Source organism: Sphingomonas sp. Ant20, from assembly GCF_000783375.1.
GTDB classification, from domain to species: Bacteria; Pseudomonadota; Alphaproteobacteria; order Sphingomonadales; family Sphingomonadaceae; genus Sphingomonas; species Sphingomonas aerolata.
Genome location: NZ_JRVI01000012.1, coordinates 52,488 through 67,359, shown reverse-complemented (window position 1 = coordinate 67,359; position 14,872 = coordinate 52,488). Strand labels below are relative to the sequence as shown.

The 14,872-nt window shown below is 61.9% G+C and carries 16 protein-coding genes, 1 tRNA gene, 1 rRNA gene and 2 pseudogenes; 7 read left to right on the top strand and 13 right to left on the bottom strand.

Annotated elements, in window-relative coordinates; all coding sequences use genetic code 11:
• Position 1: 1 nt before the first annotated feature.
• The 3 genes from rrf (at position 2) to NI18_RS26400 (ending at position 1,956) form a co-directional block, all read left to right on the top strand.
• Positions 2 to 116 (top strand): 5S ribosomal RNA (rrf, locus tag NI18_RS03385).
• Between the two features lie 82 nt (positions 117 to 198).
• Positions 199 to 275 (top strand) — tRNA-Met (locus NI18_RS03380).
• 694 nt (positions 276 to 969) lie between these two features.
• The gene (locus NI18_RS26400) at positions 970 to 1,956 is read left to right on the top strand and encodes a hypothetical protein (RefSeq protein ID WP_037528107.1); all 987 of its coding nucleotides are present in this window, start codon (positions 970 to 972) and stop codon (positions 1,954 to 1,956) included.
• A gap of 51 nt (positions 1,957 to 2,007) precedes the next feature.
• On the opposite strand, the gene NI18_RS03365 is transcribed toward NI18_RS26400, so the two are convergent.
• Positions 2,008 to 2,199 (bottom strand): hypothetical protein, encoded by a 192-nt coding sequence (locus tag NI18_RS03365; protein ID WP_037528105.1) that lies wholly within the window; start codon positions 2,197 to 2,199, stop codon positions 2,008 to 2,010.
• A gap of 89 nt (positions 2,200 to 2,288) precedes the next feature.
• Here NI18_RS03365 and NI18_RS03360 point away from each other — a divergent pair, with 89 nt between their 5' ends.
• A complete protein-coding gene (locus NI18_RS03360) occupies positions 2,289 to 2,921 on the top strand; it encodes a helix-turn-helix transcriptional regulator (RefSeq protein WP_037528103.1) in 633 nt (210 codons plus the stop codon).
• Positions 2,922 to 2,980: 59 nt separating this feature from the next.
• Positions 2,981 to 3,259 carry a CHC2 zinc finger domain-containing protein gene (locus NI18_RS03355; protein ID WP_037528100.1) on the top strand — a complete coding sequence of 93 codons (279 nt, stop codon included), beginning with the start codon at positions 2,981 to 2,983 and terminating at the stop codon, positions 3,257 to 3,259.
• A 447-nt stretch (positions 3,260 to 3,706) separates the two neighbouring features.
• Here the strand turns inward: NI18_RS03355 and NI18_RS22945 are convergent.
• A pseudogene (locus tag NI18_RS22945) lies at positions 3,707 to 4,720 on the bottom strand (IS110 family transposase).
• Between the two features lie 108 nt (positions 4,721 to 4,828).
• Positions 4,829 to 5,587, bottom strand: a pseudogene (locus NI18_RS22940) (IS5 family transposase).
• Positions 5,588 to 6,564: 977 nt separating this feature from the next.
• On the opposite strand from NI18_RS22940, the gene NI18_RS03335 reads away from it, so the two are divergent.
• Positions 6,565 to 7,302 (top strand): hypothetical protein, encoded by a 738-nt coding sequence (locus NI18_RS03335; protein ID WP_084215007.1) that lies wholly within the window; start codon positions 6,565 to 6,567, stop codon positions 7,300 to 7,302.
• 149 nt (positions 7,303 to 7,451) lie between these two features.
• Here the strand turns inward: NI18_RS03335 and NI18_RS03330 are convergent, their stop codons facing one another.
• The 9 genes from NI18_RS03330 to NI18_RS24940 all read right to left on the bottom strand — a co-directional run bounded on the left by NI18_RS03330 (position 7,452) and on the right by NI18_RS24940 (position 14,080).
• Positions 7,452 to 9,086 carry a TonB-dependent receptor gene (locus NI18_RS03330; protein WP_037528094.1) on the bottom strand — a complete coding sequence of 545 codons (1,635 nt, stop codon included), beginning with the start codon at positions 9,084 to 9,086 and terminating at the stop codon, positions 7,452 to 7,454.
• A 100-nt stretch (positions 9,087 to 9,186) separates the two neighbouring features.
• Positions 9,187 to 10,316, bottom strand: a protein-coding gene (locus tag NI18_RS03325; RefSeq protein ID WP_128082060.1) for an IS3 family transposase whose coding sequence is annotated in 2 segments (ribosomal slippage) — positions 9,187 to 10,055 and positions 10,055 to 10,316 — 1,131 coding nt in all. Because the reading frame shifts where the segments join, the coding sequence is not laid out codon by codon here.
• Positions 10,243 to 11,385: a hypothetical protein gene (locus NI18_RS24105; RefSeq protein WP_128082059.1), complete on the bottom strand. Its 1,143-nt coding sequence runs from the start codon at positions 11,383 to 11,385 to the stop codon at positions 10,243 to 10,245. Before NI18_RS24105 ends, NI18_RS03325 begins: the two co-directional genes overlap by 74 nt.
• Before the next feature lie 160 nt (positions 11,386 to 11,545).
• On the bottom strand, positions 11,546 to 11,995 hold the full coding sequence (locus NI18_RS03305) for a hypothetical protein (RefSeq protein WP_037528081.1): 450 nt from the start codon (positions 11,993 to 11,995) through the stop codon (positions 11,546 to 11,548).
• Positions 11,992 to 12,573, bottom strand: coding sequence for a TIGR02594 family protein (locus tag NI18_RS03300; protein ID WP_198526931.1), 582 nt, complete (start codon positions 12,571 to 12,573; stop codon positions 11,992 to 11,994). Before NI18_RS03300 ends, NI18_RS03305 begins: the two co-directional genes overlap by 4 nt.
• Positions 12,574 to 12,624: 51 nt before the next feature.
• Positions 12,625 to 12,942, bottom strand: a complete 318-nt coding sequence (locus NI18_RS03295) for a hypothetical protein (protein ID WP_056406486.1) — start codon at positions 12,940 to 12,942, stop codon at positions 12,625 to 12,627.
• Positions 12,943 to 13,028: 86 nt separating this feature from the next.
• Positions 13,029 to 13,568, bottom strand: a complete 540-nt coding sequence (locus NI18_RS03290) for a hypothetical protein (RefSeq protein ID WP_037528077.1) — start codon at positions 13,566 to 13,568, stop codon at positions 13,029 to 13,031.
• Positions 13,569 to 13,629: 61 nt separating this feature from the next.
• Positions 13,630 to 13,914, bottom strand: coding sequence for a hypothetical protein (locus NI18_RS03285; RefSeq protein WP_037528075.1), 285 nt, complete (start codon positions 13,912 to 13,914; stop codon positions 13,630 to 13,632).
• The gene (locus NI18_RS24940; protein WP_157840480.1) at positions 13,907 to 14,080 is read right to left on the bottom strand and encodes a hypothetical protein; all 174 of its coding nucleotides are present in this window, start codon (positions 14,078 to 14,080) and stop codon (positions 13,907 to 13,909) included. Before NI18_RS24940 ends, NI18_RS03285 begins: the two co-directional genes overlap by 8 nt.
• Here NI18_RS24940 and NI18_RS03280 point away from each other — a divergent pair.
• Positions 14,067 to 14,297 carry a hypothetical protein gene (locus NI18_RS03280; protein ID WP_037528072.1) on the top strand — a complete coding sequence of 77 codons (231 nt, stop codon included), beginning with the start codon at positions 14,067 to 14,069 and terminating at the stop codon, positions 14,295 to 14,297. The genes NI18_RS24940 and NI18_RS03280 overlap by 14 nt on opposite strands.
• Positions 14,298 to 14,428: 131 nt before the next feature.
• Here the strand turns inward: NI18_RS03280 and NI18_RS03275 are convergent, their stop codons facing one another.
• The gene (locus NI18_RS03275; RefSeq protein ID WP_037528070.1) at positions 14,429 to 14,863 is read right to left on the bottom strand and encodes a hypothetical protein; all 435 of its coding nucleotides are present in this window, start codon (positions 14,861 to 14,863) and stop codon (positions 14,429 to 14,431) included.
• Positions 14,864 to 14,872 lie beyond the last annotated feature (9 nt).

The window sequence follows — 14,872 nt, the reverse complement described above, 5'->3', positions numbered from 1 at the left end:
CCCTGGTGGCTATAGCGTCGGTGTCCCACCCGATCCCATTCCGAACTCGGCCGTGAAACCCGCCTGCGCCAATGGTACTATCGCTCAAGCGATGGAAGAGTAGGTCGTCGCCAGGCATTGAAGCCCGTGCGACATGCATCACACGATATCTAAACCCATTCACAATCTCATCTACCCTTACGTCCCTAACCGGACCGTCGCGGGGTGGAGCAGCCCGGTAGCTCGTCAGGCTCATAACCTGAAGGTCACAGGTTCAAATCCTGTCCCCGCAACCAACGGTATCACAAAAGCCCCAGGCCCCTCGGCCCGGGGCTTTTGTGCGTTTGGCGCACATGCTTCTTCGGCGAACGCCAGCATCCGGTACAGGTCACCGTGGAGCTGGATGGGGCGGCGTTTGCCGCCACGCGCGCTGCCTGGCTGCACCACGATCTTCTCGATAAGTGGGCGGATCGTGTTCCGCGCTGAGGCGCCGTCGTCGGACACCAAATGCAAATCGAGATCGACGATGGCCCGGACATAAAGAGCTTCATAGTTCGCCGGTAAGCGCACAATCTGTGAAGCGGGGGTGTCGTGAAGTGTCTTTTCGAGGCGCTCCTCGTCTCCCTCAAGCGCCTTCAACCGGCTCACCAGCGAGCGAGGGGCGTCAACATCCCGTTCGATGCTGGCTACGAGCTTTGCGATCCGTGCGCGGGTGTCGTGAAGCTGATGCTCCGTGGCGGCACGGTCGGCATTTCCACGCGCGCTAGCTGACGCAAGTTCCTGCTGCAGCGCTACCGCGAACCGGCCGATGATCTGAGGAGTCAGTAGACGATCCCGGATGCCGGCAAGCGCGCGCGTCTCCAACTCGGTGGTCGTGATGGACCCGTTGTCGCATCCCCCCGTGCGGTGCCCCTTGCAGCGCCACCGGCCGGCGCCGGTAGCGAGAAAAGGCGCGCCGCAGGCGCCGCAGGTCACAAGACCGGACAGGAGGTGGGCAGGGCGCTTCGCGCCGCTCAGGCGATTGCCGGTCAGCTTGAATTTCGCGTCGCGCGCGCTGCGTGCTTCGGCCTGCCGCACCTTCACCTGTTCCCACAGCGGCTGGTCGATGATCCGCAGGCCCGGCTCGTCGCGGGTGATCCACTCGGCTTCCGGGTTGAGGCGCGGCTGCCGGCGGAAGCCGCGCTGTTCGTTGGGTACCTCTACCCAGGTGCGCCGGTTGAAGACCCGCCGGCCAATATACAGCTCATTATTCAGGATGCCCTCGCCAAGGGCCGGATCACCCGACAGGGTCGTCGGGTTCCAGATGCCGGCATTGTACCGGCCGCGCTCACGCGCGCGCGGAGACGGTACGCCCTCCGCATTGAGGATGGCGCAAACCTGCTTGAGGCTGTGGCCGGCGGCATAGAGCTGGAAGATGCGCCGGACGAGGTCAGCCTGCTCCTCGTCGATCGCCAGCCGGTCGCGCTCACCACCTTGCGCATCGTCGCCGATGATCTCGCGCCGATAGCCCAGCACGCGTCCGCCGGTAGCGCCGCCGCGCATCGCCTTGCCTTTCAACCCCCTCCTGGTCGTGTAGGCGATGCGCATGCGCTGCTGCTCGCCAATGATGCCCTTGAACGCCATCACGAGATCGTCGATCCTGCCGGCGACTACCGTGTGCACCGCCACCCGGTGCAAACGAAACAGCTTCACCATGTACATGAGATGCTCGGCGTCGCGGCTCAGCCGGTCGACATCCTCGATGATGAGGACGCCGACCCGGCCGCTGGCGACCTCTGCCAGCATATCGCGCAGACCGGGCCGTTCCATCGTTGCGCCGGTGATGCCGTCATCACCGTGAAAGGCGATCAGTTCCAGCTCGTGGCGTTCAGCATAGCGTTCGGCGAACACGCGCTGGTCGGCGACCGAGGCGGTACGGTCGTCCGGATCGTCGAAGCTTTTGCGGCCATAGGCAACGGCGGTCTGGGTCATCGGTGAGGGACTTTCGGAAGGCGGATGCTTCAAGAGTGCGAATCGACTGGACCAGATTCAAGCGGGGCGTGAGCTGCGTCCGGTCGTGTCAGGTCCGGCTTCATCATCGGCGTCGAGCAGCAGTGCCCGGGCCAGCCGTTTTGCCAGCAGGGTGAGAATGGCGTCATCGACGGGCGCAAGATCGACAGCGGCACGATCCGGCGCTGCCGGCGCGGTGCGGTGTTCGGACGAGGCGGTGGTATCGACCATATCGGGGTGGTAGGAACCCAGGTACTGGCACCTGCAAAAACCCGACATTGCGCTGTCGGATATTTTGCGGTGGCAGTATATCGGCCGTCATGACCGTACGACGTCAGCCCAGTCGCCTGCTGCTGCCCAAAGGGTCTGGTCGGCTGCGTAGCGATCTTGGCGCCTTTCTGAAGCGTCGCCGCCAGGGCAGGCTCGACAGCGAGCCGTTCGGCACACAGGCGCAGATCGCCAGGCGCGTTGGCATCACGCGGCAGACACTGTCGGAGATCGAGCGTGGCGCCGCCTGGCCTGGTCCGGCCACGCTCGACGCCCTGCTCGACATCCTCGACCTTGGCTGGGAACACGTCGCCCATCCGATCGCTTCGGGGGGCGATCCGCTTACCTTCGTCAACGATATGCCCGGGGGCGGGCGGCTGGCCGAGATGCCGGCCGGCTCGGCGCCCGCTTGTCACCGCACCTTTCTCGAGGGTCCAAGGGGCAATCAGATCATCGCGTTCGGCGAGGCGATCAGGGAGGCTCGGGCGGGCAGGGGGCTGACGCTGGTAGAGGCGGCCACTGCGGCCGGCATTTCTGCCGCACTCCTCTCACGCCTCGAGCGCGGTCAGCTCGCGAGGTCGGGCGTCTTTCGGTTTGACGATGCCGGTGACGGGAGCGGCGTGCCCACCCTCGTCATCACCAATCGCTGGCTTGCGCAATGGTGGTCGGCCGCCACAGGGGCATGATGGGCAGCAATGTGATAGCCTGTCGGGCTGGGCATCGCATAAACGGGAAGGGTGATATTATGGAGGAGGCGTTCACACCGCTCGGCAAAGGTCTGCTTGCCGACCTCGTCGCCGCCACGACGCCGCTGCGGCCATTCGACGCGGACGGCGATCGGCAGCGTGGTGCGTGTCCTTTTCACGCCGATCCCACGGAAAGTCTCTATGTCACAAGCTGGGTCTGGCACTGCTTTGCCTGCCACAGCGGCGGCGACGCCGTTCGATGGATCATGCGAAGTGACGGTGTCGATCGAAACGAGGCCATTGTCGTACTGCAGCGGCACGTTGATTTCCACCGATAGCGCCGCAGTCGATGGGGCGGCGCTCAACTTAGGCGATCCAGTGAATGCAGAAGGGCCGTTCCTGGTGGAAAGCCGCCGGTCCGCTTTCGGGCGCCGCGAAACGCTAAGTTGCCGTCCGTTCAGGCTGAACGTTCGAATGCCTGTGGATGGAGGGTCACAGCCTAGGGTCAGGACTTCTGTGGTTGCCGCCCAAAGTGCAAGATGGTTTGACCTGAGTTTGCGTATGATCGAGTGCGCTCTTCTGTCAGGCCTATTACTGCGGCATTTCAGAAGCCGCTGGCCGGTATGGTGATCCGCGGATCAGGTCCAAATCTGAGTTCCGAGCTTTATGGCTCGCAGATATACGCTGGTTTTCCTGATCCAGATCTGTTCGATCATTTTGCCCATTCGGGTCGTCGCCTTCTCACACCCCCCTTTATCCGGCGATAGGCAGCTGCGGCATGATGATCATGCTGCAGCTGTCAGCACCGAATTCCTGTAGTTCTCGTTTTTCGTGAGCAATGCCCAAATTGTTCGAGCCATCTTGTTCGCTAACGCGATCGCCACAAGCATCCTCGGCTTCCGCGCTGCCAAGCCAGCCAGCCAGGAACCGTCGGGAATCGATTGCGCCCGAGCCAGTTCAGGCGCGACATCGCTCCGATAATCAGAAGTTTGCGAATATCGCCTTGCCCTGCCTTGGAAATTCGGCCTAGCCGTTCTTTACCTCCGGAAGAGAATTGGCGGGGAACAAGGCCAAGCCATGCAGCAAAGTCACGGCCGGATCGAAAACTCTCCATCGGTGGAGCAAAGGCTTCGACTGCCAAAGCGGTCATTGGACCAACCCCAGGTATTGTCTGCAAACGCCGCGCTGTATCGCCTTCTGCTGCGAGGTCTTTTATCTTTGCCGTACGGGCATCGATGCGGACTGTCTGTTCAGCGATTTGCTTCATCAAGTCGCGTGATTCCTCGCGCATGAGTTCGGGCAGGTCGCAGTTTGGCGCCGTTAGTATGTCTTCGATTTTAGTAAGCCAGCGAATTCCCTGAGGTACGACATGACCGTATTCATAAAGACATGCGCGAAGTGCGTTGATTAACTCCGTACGCTGGCGAACGAGCCGTTCCCGGCCGCGAAATAAAATGGCCCTACTTTGCTGTTCTTCGGACTTTGGCTCAACGAAGCGCATCTCAGGGCGTTGGGCAGCAATGACGATGGCCTCGGCATCTGCCGCATCGTTCTTTTGACGCTCTACAAACGGCTTCACGTAATGCGGGGCGATCAGTCTGACCTTATGCCCAAGCCGACTTATCTCGCGAGCCCAGTAATGCGCGCTGCCGCAAGCTTCCATAACGACCACGGCGGGAGCTGTTTGGCCTAAACTCCGCAAAGCCCTGCCGCGACAGCTTTTTCCGATACATCGGTTGCCCCGACATCGACGTGGCGTGAAGCTGAAAAACCGACTTTGCCAGGTCCACTCCGATCATCGTATCCGTAGTCACGATTGCCGTCCTTTCCGCTAAGTGATTCAACCTCGCTAATTTGGCACATTCCGATGCCGTCTGGGGAGGGCGGCAACCACCCCATCTCGTTGATCATAGCCAGAAGATGACGGTGGCGGCGAGGGCCACAGCGGAGAAGAAGACGGTCGGGCATCGATCGTAGCGGGTGGCAACGCGGCGCCAGTCCTTCAGGCGACCGAACATAATCTCGATACGGCTCCGGCTTCGGTAGCGGCGCTTGTCGTATTTGACGGGCATGATCCGGGATTTTCGGCCGGGAATGCAGGGCGTTATGCCCTTTGCCTGAAGGGCGTCCCTGTACCAGTCTGCGTCGTAGCCGCGGTCGCCCAGCATCCACTGCGCCGGGGGGTAGATCGTCGAGTAGCGCGGCAGCGCCGGTGTAGTCGCTGACCTGACCAGCCGTCATGAAGAAGCTGAGCGGTCTACCTTCTGCATCGGTGACGGCGTGCAGCTTGGTGTTCATGCCCCCTTTGGTGCGTCCGATCAGGCGCCCAAGGCCCCCTTTTTAACCCGCAGGCTCGATGCCGTGCGGTGTGCTTTTAGGTAAGTCGCGTCGATCATGATCGTCTTAGGCGTGGCGCTCGCGGCAGCCAGCCCCTCCATTATGCGGACGAAGACACCCCTTTCGCCCCACCGCTTCCACCGGTTGTAGAGCGTCTTGTGGGGGCCATACTCCTTGGGTGCATCGCACCAGCGCAGTCCGTTGCGGTTGACGAAAACGATGCCGCTCAACACCCGCCGATCATCAACTCGGGGCTTGCCGTGGCTCTTTGGGAAATATGGCTCGAGCCGCGCCATCTGCTCGTTGGTCAGCCAGTACAGGTCGCTCATGCGCGGTCTCCTCACGGAGCCTGAATCAGATCGTGCCTCTCAGATCAATGGGTCCTGACCCTAGAACCGATATGTTTCTTTAGTGGGACACGGCAGGAAGCATCCGCTCGCCAAGTTGATCTCCATGCCAACGCTGATGATACCCGCCTTGAGACGCCGTACACGCCGGATTCTATTTAACTACGCGTCTGCTCGAGACCGCGCTTACCTCTAACGCTATTGGGCGAAAGCGGCCCGATCGGTTAAGCGCCGACCGCCCTCACGCCCCTGTCGGAAAACACGACCTTTCCGACAGGGCTATCGAACGACCTCAGGACCTCGGGGTAAAGCGAGAACACTGATAATTTTGAGGGTCGGAAAACGGTATGTTTGCGGCAGGCTAGGATTGTCGTAGTGCCTAGTAGCCTGTCCGCAATCTCCTTTTTGCCGCACAGTTGTCATTACGACCGGGTTTTCCACACATTTGACTAAGGTATGACGATCATGGGAAGAATTACGGCCCGACCACTTTAGGGGCGCTCAGATTGCGTGAGTAGCCGTTTGTTCAACTCGAATTGCGGGCGTACGCGCCCGTATTTAGGCTATCAATGCCCATAAATCGCCGATCCCGTAGCAGACAATATGACAGTGGCCTCTGAGACCTGTGAGTCGACGCCGAAAGTGGAACCCCGGTAGATCTTTGCCAAGTTATTGAGTCGGCGTCGAAGCTTTGCAGGGCCCGGTGTTGCAAGTACTGCCGATCGGCACTCCTATCAGGAAAGCCGTTTTTATCATTTGTGCTCCGGCGTATTTATGTCGGTACTGACGGCCTATACTTTTGGAATGCTTTAGATTTGGTTGTACTTACGTGAGCGTAGGAATGCGGTAGATGAACCACAGCCGCCAATGGTTTTCATTCATCTATGCCATCAAGCATTCTTAATCAGACTTTAACCATCTATGGGGCAAGCATGCGGGGCCGTAAGGGATGATACTAAATGATGGATAACCTTCTAATAACGACGTTCGCCGAATCGGATAAGGTAGCGAATGCGGCTGATGAAATAGAGAAAGCTGTCTGGTCCCGTATGGGATTTCTAAACTTCTCAGAGGCGTTCGTTCATTACTTTGATCTGATGGAGCGATATCCGGAATATCAAATTGCCGTCATCGATCGTGATCGTGACTATGTTGTGGCAACTGGCAACCTCATCCCGATGTTTTACGACGATCCGTCTAACTTGCCGGAGCGTGGCTGGGATTGGGCGCTTCAGTGCGCTGCCGAAACGACTAGCTGTGCACCGAACATGGTGGTGGGCCTATCTGTTTCCGTACCGGACGCACATCGTAATCGTGGGTTGGCCCGCGTGGTGCTCGGTGCGATGCGCAACCTTGTAGAGAGCAAGGGCCTTGGCAAGCCGTTTCTCCCAGTGCGGCCGACCATGCTCGAGCAGCATCTCGATATGGATATCGCGGACTACGCGATATTGCGGCGGGATGATGGTCGGCTCTACGATCCATGGTTGCGAAGTCATGAGAGGGCGGGGGGGCGCATGGTCAGTCTTTGCCGCAAATCCATGGTCATCGAGAAACCGGTCGGTTTTTGGGAGGCGTGGTCGGGTCAGCTTTACGAACGGTCCGGGAACTACCCTATCGCGGGCGGGCTGGCGCCTGTGGCGATCGATCTCGAGAGAGGGATGGGAAGCTATGTAGAGCCGAACGTCTGGTATAATTGATCGGCGCAGGCCGAGCTTGACCTCCATCGCGGTTTGAAAGCCTACGACCATGCAGGCGTGCTCAATCATCTTTTATCAACTGAGCAATGCGAACTAGGCAAGATCCCATTCCTTCTGGAACACGGGATACGGGACGGGAAAAACAGAACCTAGAAGCGTCGCGTAAGTGCTAGTCCCGCGGTGCGCGCAAGGATCGGGCCCCACAGAGTGGCTGGCGAGATCCCTCCGCCGTTGTCGGCACCGGCGTAGCACAGCGAGTTCGTCACGTTGCGGACGTAGCTTTCCAAACTCCATCCTGCATTACCGGCATATCCCAGCCGCACGTCGCCTCGGGCGCAGACAGGCACCCGCCCAAAGCCCCGGTCGTCGAACGAGCGCCGTGCGCGGCTGGCGTAGAACGCCTCGCTCTGCACGTACAATTCGCCGTTTCGAAGTGGCGTTTGTAGGCGCAAAATCGCGCTCGTGGTTAGCTTAGGATTGCCTAGACCACCGCAGTCGGCGAGCGTGCAGCCGCGATCGCCGGTCTTAACCGTACGCGTCCAGGCGCCGGTGAGCGCCAGACTGACGTGACGGCCAAACCGCAGTGCCGCCTCCGCCTCAATGCCGGTGCCCCGGACCCTACCGATATTGATGACCTGCGTACTGCGGAGCACCGGATCGAAGACGTTGGCCTGCAGGTCGTTGTAGATGTAGTGAAAAGCCGTAATGGCGGCGGTGCCGCGACCGTCAGGAAGTCGGCCTTTCACGCCCAGCTCAACGCTGCGGACTGTTTCCTTACCATAGTCGTCGGGCTTTGTGCCGACGGGAACGAGATCGTAATCATCAAGCGGTTCGGAGGCGACGAGGCTGAACGTTCCAAACCCTCCTGCCTTCATGGCCTTGGTGGCGCTTAGATAGATCGTCCAGTCATGGTTTGGGGCCCAACGTGCGTAGACGCGCGGCGAAACGCCGTCCCAAACCTGTGCCGCCCGGACGTAACCGCTAGTGTAGTAGGTCGAAAGCCAAACATTTCCCAACGTGCTCGCGACCTGCGGCACGTCGAGATCGAACCGCTTGTGATCCCACGTGTAGCGAGCACCTGCTCCGATCGTCAAATCCGGGATAACCTTCCAATCCACCGCCCCGTAGGCCGAGGTACCCCAGTTGGCAGCTTTGGCACGGTTCACGTCGGTCAGAATGCCGTCCGCCGCAGGTACGAAGACCCGATCTCTGCCATAGATGTCCGCCACCAGCTGGTTGCAGTCCGCATATCCATAGCCTGGGCCGCAGACGATCTGCTCTGATATGCCGTTGGTATAGCTGCCTTTCACGCGCTCACGGTAAGCCGAAATGCCTGCCGCCCATTGCAGCGGGCCTTTGCCCGTCGAGACGGCGGTGAACTCCTGACTGGCATAGTCGCCGTGCTGTCTGACGCCGAACGAGTCGATGACCAGGGGTGTGCCGTCGTAGTCCTCAAGATACCGGTAGCGATGAGCACGTAGTCCGGTGAGCGAGGCAAGCGTCACTGAGCCTGCATCGTGATCGATCCTTAGGGTTAGCGAGCCGACACGGCTGTGGTCACGCAGCTTCGATAGATCACTGTCGACGTCCCGCCGGCCGCCCCGGATCTCCAGTTGTGGATTCAGTTCGCGTAGCAGGCCAATCACCGCCGCATCGGTGATCCTGGCGCGATGCGGTGTGCCGCCAAGTTCGCGGTCGTCATATTCACCCGTAAGCCGTACTGTCGTGTCATTGCCCCGATGAAGCAGTGATACACGAGTTGCGGCCACGTCGCGGGATCCCAATTCTTTCGCATTGGGGAAGCTCGCATTTTGTGACGATCAGAGGTGGCCCCGGTTGTCTGAACAGGCTCGCGGTCTGGATAAGTGGATCGCCGCTGGTTGATCATGCCGCTGCGAGAAGCGGCTGGTCGAAGTATACCTGGTCCGGTGTCCTGGTACCAAGGGCTGAATGTGGCCGGATGCTGTTATAAAATGCAAAGTATCGGCCGATGCCGGCGCGTGCTTCCGGGACTGAGGTGTATGCGTTGAGGTACACGTCCTCGTATTTCACCGAGCGCCAGAGGCGCTCCACGAACACGTTGTCGCGCCAGCAACCCTTTCCATCCATGCTAATGGCGATCTTCTCTCGGTGAAGGACAGCGGTGAAAGCCGCACTGGTAAATTGCGAGCCCTGGTCGCTGTTGAAGATCGTAGGCTTGCCATAACGGGCGAGCGCTTCCTCCAGTGCCTCGATACAAAACGCGACATCCATTGAGATCGACACCCGCCAAGCCAGCACCCGCCGGGTAAACCAATCGACGATAGCGACCAGATAGACGAAACCGCGCGCCATGGGCACATACGTGATATCGGTCGCCCAAACTTGGTTCGGCCGCGTCACCGCCAGCTTGCGCAGCAGATAGGGATAGATCTTGTGACCCGTCGCCGGTTTCGACGTGTTCGGACGGCGGTAGATCGCCTCTAGCCCCATCCGCTTCATCAGCGTCGCAACATGCCGTCGTCCGATGCTCACATCCTCCTGACGGAGCAGATCGCGCAGCATCCGGCTCCCGGCGAACGGATAGAGCAGATGAAGTTCGTCGATCCGGCGCATGATCGCCAGGTCAGCCGAGGATACAGGCCGCGGAAGATAGTAGATGCTGCCGCGGCTGATCTCGAGCTGCTGCGCCTGATGGGTCAGCGGCAACTCATGGTCACGGTCGATCATCGCTTTGCGCTCGGCAACAGACCGGCCTTCCCGAGCGCACCGGCCAAAAAATCGTTCGCCAGCGTCAGCTCACCAATCTTGGCGTGCAGCACGGTTATATCGACCGCTGGTTCGCTCGCTGCCGGAACCGCTCCGAACACGTCTGCCGCCCCCTCCAGCAGCTTGGACCGCCACTGGTTGATGAGGTTCGGGTGCACCTCATACTCCTGCGCCAGCTCGGCCAGCGTCTTCTCACCCTTCACAGCAGCCAGCGCCACCTTGGCCTTGAATGCCGGACTGTGGTTCCGGCGGGGTCGCTTGCTCATCTTGCTTCCTCTTCGCGGCCAGCATGGCCGCTGTCAGATCGGCAATCCACTTATCCCCGCTGTTCAGATTCCTAGAACCACCTCTAGATACCAGTGTGCCTGCGGCTGCGTTCCATGCGATCGAGGGAGCATTTGGCGAAAGGGCGAGGGTCGGCGCCGCAGCCGATACCGTGCGAGTCAAAACCGACGACGAAGCGCTGCCGCCCGTGCCAGTCGCGAACTCCTGATACGTCAGCGTGCCAGCGGAAGCGGGGGCGGCGGTCAACCCGGTGCTGATGACCGAGCCATTGAGCGACCAGGCACGCGACGTGATTGTGCCGTTGCTTACTGCGCCTGGTGTCGCGGTATAGGTCGTCGTCCCCGCCGTGCCAGTCGAAGGGCTGACCGTCGGCTGCGCGGTGAAGGCTGGCGCTGCCGCGGCTGCTGTTGCAACGGTCACCTGCTGCACCGTCGACTGCGTGGTGCCGCCTGGTCCGGTTGCTGTCTCTTGGTAGGTCAGGGTGCCGGACGACGCCGGAGACGCGGCGATGCCGGTGCTGATCACCGTCCCGTTGATCGTCCACGATCGGGCCGTGATCGAACCATTGCTGACGTTGCCCGCGGTCGCGGTGAATGTCGTTGCCCCGGCAGTTCCGGTGCTCGGGCTGATACTCGGCTGCGAGATGAAAGACGGTGCCGGGGTAGGGGTGACAGTGGCCGCTGTCACCGCTGCCACCTGAACCGTCGACGTCGTCGTACCGCCAGGGCCTGACGCCGTCTCTTGATAGGCGAGCGTGCCGGACGACGCGGGCAGGGCCGTCACGCCAGTGCTGATGGCGGTGCCATTCAGCAGCCATGCGCGGGACACGACAGAGCCGTTGCTGACGGTGCCCGGCGTCGCGGCGTACACGGTCGAGCCAGCGGTGCCGCTGGTCGGGCTGATGCTCGGCTGCGTCGTAAACGCTGGCGCGGGGGTGGCCACCGGCACCCCGGCTGCCTCGAGCGCGGCGATACGCTTGATCAGGGCGTTCACCGTATCGCGCCAGTCACGCGCGGACGTATTGTTTGGGATATTCGTCAGCACGGCCATGCGTGGACACTCCTAGTTAGGAAAGCGGGTTGGTCGTTCATCAGCAAAAGCGGGGTGTCAGTGCGGCCAAGCGTCGACAGCGAGGCCGCGGCGCGCGTCGCAGAGCGCGAGGTCGGCGCGCGCGTCGCGCAGTGACCACTCAGTGTCCGCGCTGTTGGCGCTACCGTCCGGCTGCCGGCGCATTGGCCTCGCTGTGCAGGGCTTCTTCGCCTCGGCCGGCACTGGCGGGATCGCTGGTGAATAGCTCAGCGTCGAGCGCGTCGATGCCGCGCACGCGGTCAACAGGAAGGCAGGCAGCACGGCCAGCAGCAGTTTGCGCATAGGTCCTCACGGTGTCAGTGGATCGAAGGATGATGGGTTCACGATTTGCGAGGCGATCGGCGAAGGTCGCGAGCGCCGTGGTTTGCTGGACGGCGAACCGCGCTTCCGCGTCGATGCGCAGCTGCTCGGCTTTGGCGATCTCGGCGCTCCACGCCGCCCGCTCGGCCTTGAGCGTTGCCTCAAGATCATCAGCACGTGCTCGCGTCAGCAGCAGGCCGATGAGCAGACCCGCCATCGGGACCGACCACCAAAAGCGACGGAGCAGGGCGAAGCCCGCCGCCCAGGTCATGCTTCGTTCGACGAAAAGGGCACGCCCGCGATCGTCTTCATTTTCACGGCGCCACCGATGACGGGCACGCCAGCGGGCCACCGCGAGGCGGTCAGGCGCGATTTTGCAATGCGGGTAACCGTAACCGCGTTGCCCTGGTTTCCGCCAAGCACATGATATGCGGTCTCGTCTTCACCGACATAGAAGCCGACATGTCCACCCCCTTGGCGATCGAAGACGAGGACCGCGCCGGGCGCGAGCCGCTCGGGCCGCAGTCGGCTGCCCCAAGCCGCCCAGCTCTTCGCTCGCGCCGCGATTTTCACCGGCTCCACGCCAACAGCGACGAGGCACGCCGCAACGAAGCCGCCACACCACGGCATCTCGTCATCTTTCCAGATCACGCCGTTCCATTTGCGCGCCGTGTTGAGAAACGCGATCAGGGCGTTGTTATGCGTGCGACCGACTATTTCGCGGGTGCCAAGAAGCGACCGGGCATGGCGAAGCCACGCCGGCTCTGATGCCTTCGTCATGTTTATTTCCTTCAGTGTGAGGCGATCTACTGGGGCGGCCGTTAGCGATGTGCCGGGGTCCACACCCACCGTTCCCCGGCCGGCTCGTCCTTGGCTGACCCTGGGGCGGGCCGTTATTCCCTACTTATCGAGTTCGCGCAGGGCCGCGGTCATTTCAGCGGGCACTACTGGCTTGCCCGGCAGCGCCGCATCGAGGGCATCGATCGCACTCTGCCCGCGCCGCTTGAAGAAGCTGATGATGCCCGCGCCGATCGCGCCGGTCATGCCCCCGGTGCCAAGCGCGGCGAACAGATCGACCTTGTGCTCAACGATCCAGACCGCGGTGATCAGCATGGCGAGGCCGGTGACGATGCCGTCGAGCAGCCACCGCTTCGGCCCGGGCGCGTCCAGCGTGATGAATAGTCGAACCATGAAGCACGCGAGCAGCCCGACGAACATTGATCCGGCAGGGAAGCTGTACCCCATGAATGACCAGATGACCGGTACCGATACGCTCGGCACCGCAGCGATAGCCCCCTCGCGCATTACCGCAGCCCGACGGCAGCGGTCGCCATCGCAAGGCTCACGACGAGAATGGCGATCGGCCGGCGCAGCTGCGGCCAGCGTGACCACATGTCGACGGGCAGGGGAGCCTTGCGCAGCTGGAACTCGAGCATCGGCTCAGCGAGAATATGCAAGGCCATCCACAGGAAGCCACAGCCGACCGAGACGGGATCTAGCCATCGCTTGAGTTCCGCCACCCGTTCGATGGTGTGGGCGTCGTCTGAGCTCCATGACCAGAGGCTGATAGCCTCGGCGCCGCCCCGGCTGGCGACCGCGCACCCGGCAAGGAAAATGACGAACCGATAGATCGAGACGGGATCGGTCGGATGGTCGAACGCGCGCGCCGCCCAGATCCGCCGCGCCTGCTTGCCCGCCATCATCAACCCGAGACACATGGCCGCGGTCATGACGAACAGGTTCCACGCCAGCAGGCCTGGGTTGTTCGCGAGGGAGGGAGGCGCCAGCGCGGCCGTCGACCGCATCGCCTCGCCAATGTAGTTGCTCGTGGCTGTCACGCTCATGCGTCATCCCTTCCCGCGACCGGGACGGCCGCGTTGCTCGCGTTCTTCATGGTAGGATCCCTCAGGGTTTGGGCGCGCAGCCCAGGAAGGCGGTTTCGACATTGCGCCGGCAGTGTTCTGGCGCCGCGCCGATGAGGACGAAGAGGCGGTCGATGATCGCTTCGAGGATAAGCCCCCAGCGATGCCCCTTGATGGCCGCACGGCCGACGCGGCTGGAGATCGTCTCGTCAGCCGATGGGGTGGCCCCACCCGCCACAACATAGATCGGCACGGCGATCAGGATGTAGACGAGCTGGTCAACCGCAACGAGCAGCTGCCGTAGGCCGAGCCAGAAGCGCTCAGCCATTGAGGGCGGACCAATCGACCTTGCCGGCAGCGACAATCGCGCCGAGGTTCGCAGCGCGACCGACCTCGGCCTTGGCACCCATGCGCAGCCCCTCGATCGCCGCACCGATCGCCACCCATGCGTCGGCGAGCTGGATGACCTCGGCCGCGAGGTTGGCGATCGTCATTTCGCGCGCCGGCCTCGGCAGACAGGAACGGCGTGGTGGTGTCGTTGTCGAGGGACCACGCGCGCGCTTCGGCTTCCTTGCGCTGGTACGTCATCGCCTGCCCGGCGCCGGGCGTCAGAATGCTCTGCCGGATCACCTCAGCCTGGGCATCGATGCTGGCGGCCGCGGTCTTGCGCAGCACGTCCAGATCAAGCGCTTCGCCTTCGAGCGCCGCTGAGGGGACCAGTACAATCCCAAGGCCCTCGGGCAACACCTGTGCCGCTGCCGCGCCCGTGACGCCGCTCCCGCGCCAGCGCTCGGCGCCAGACGCAAGGTCGTAAACGATCCAATATTCCATGACCTGTCCCTTCAGACGGCTGCGCGTTTCAGTTCGGTGATTTCCATCGTCGAACCGGCGAGCACGGTCAGGGCGCCGTCTGGCTCAAGATTGCGGATCGAAAAGATGATGGTGTGATTGCCCGCCGCGAGGCCGGTGACGAAAGCAGGCAAGGTGATCGGCATCGCGCCATTCGAGCGCTGAAGATCCAACACGATATTCACTGAGCCGGTCTGGTAGAGGGCGCCGTCGATCGTGATGTAGCCAGCGAACTGGAGATCGTCGGGGCTTTGCAGGCTGGCATAGGCGAGGATGCGCAACGCGCTGTTTGCCTCGGCCTTGTTGAAGGTGGCCTGAAATATGGTTGTGCCGATCACGTAGCCACCGCCGCCACCGCTACCGCCGCTCCCGCCCCCGCCCCCGCCAGTGCTCGGATCATCTTCGTATACCGGATACGGAATCGCCATGCCGCTGCC

Coding starts and splice junctions, on each gene's coding strand:
- NI18_RS03285 (WP_037528075.1), bottom strand. CDS start 13,914: ATGGCTGAGCGCTTCTGGCTCGGCCTACGGCAGCTGCTCGTTGCGGTT.
- NI18_RS03290 (WP_037528077.1), bottom strand. CDS start 13,568: ATGAGCGTGACAGCCACGAGCAACTACATTGGCGAGGCGATGCGGTCG.
- NI18_RS03335 (WP_084215007.1), top strand. CDS start 6,565: ATGATGGATAACCTTCTAATAACGACGTTCGCCGAATCGGATAAGGTA.
- NI18_RS24105 (WP_128082059.1), bottom strand. CDS start 11,385: ATGGCCGTGCTGACGAATATCCCAAACAATACGTCCGCGCGTGACTGG.
- NI18_RS03365 (WP_037528105.1), bottom strand. CDS start 2,199: ATGGTCGATACCACCGCCTCGTCCGAACACCGCACCGCGCCGGCAGCG.
- NI18_RS03275 (WP_037528070.1), bottom strand. CDS start 14,863: ATGGCGATTCCGTATCCGGTATACGAAGATGATCCGAGCACTGGCGGG.
- NI18_RS24940 (WP_157840480.1), bottom strand. CDS start 14,080: ATGACGATCGCCAACCTCGCGGCCGAGGTCATCCAGCTCGCCGACGCA.
- NI18_RS03295 (WP_056406486.1), bottom strand. CDS start 12,942: ATGTTCGTCGGGCTGCTCGCGTGCTTCATGGTTCGACTATTCATCACG.
- NI18_RS03355 (WP_037528100.1), top strand. CDS start 2,981: ATGGAGGAGGCGTTCACACCGCTCGGCAAAGGTCTGCTTGCCGACCTC.
- NI18_RS03360 (WP_037528103.1), top strand. CDS start 2,289: ATGACCGTACGACGTCAGCCCAGTCGCCTGCTGCTGCCCAAAGGGTCT.
- NI18_RS03305 (WP_037528081.1), bottom strand. CDS start 11,995: ATGACCTGGGCGGCGGGCTTCGCCCTGCTCCGTCGCTTTTGGTGGTCG.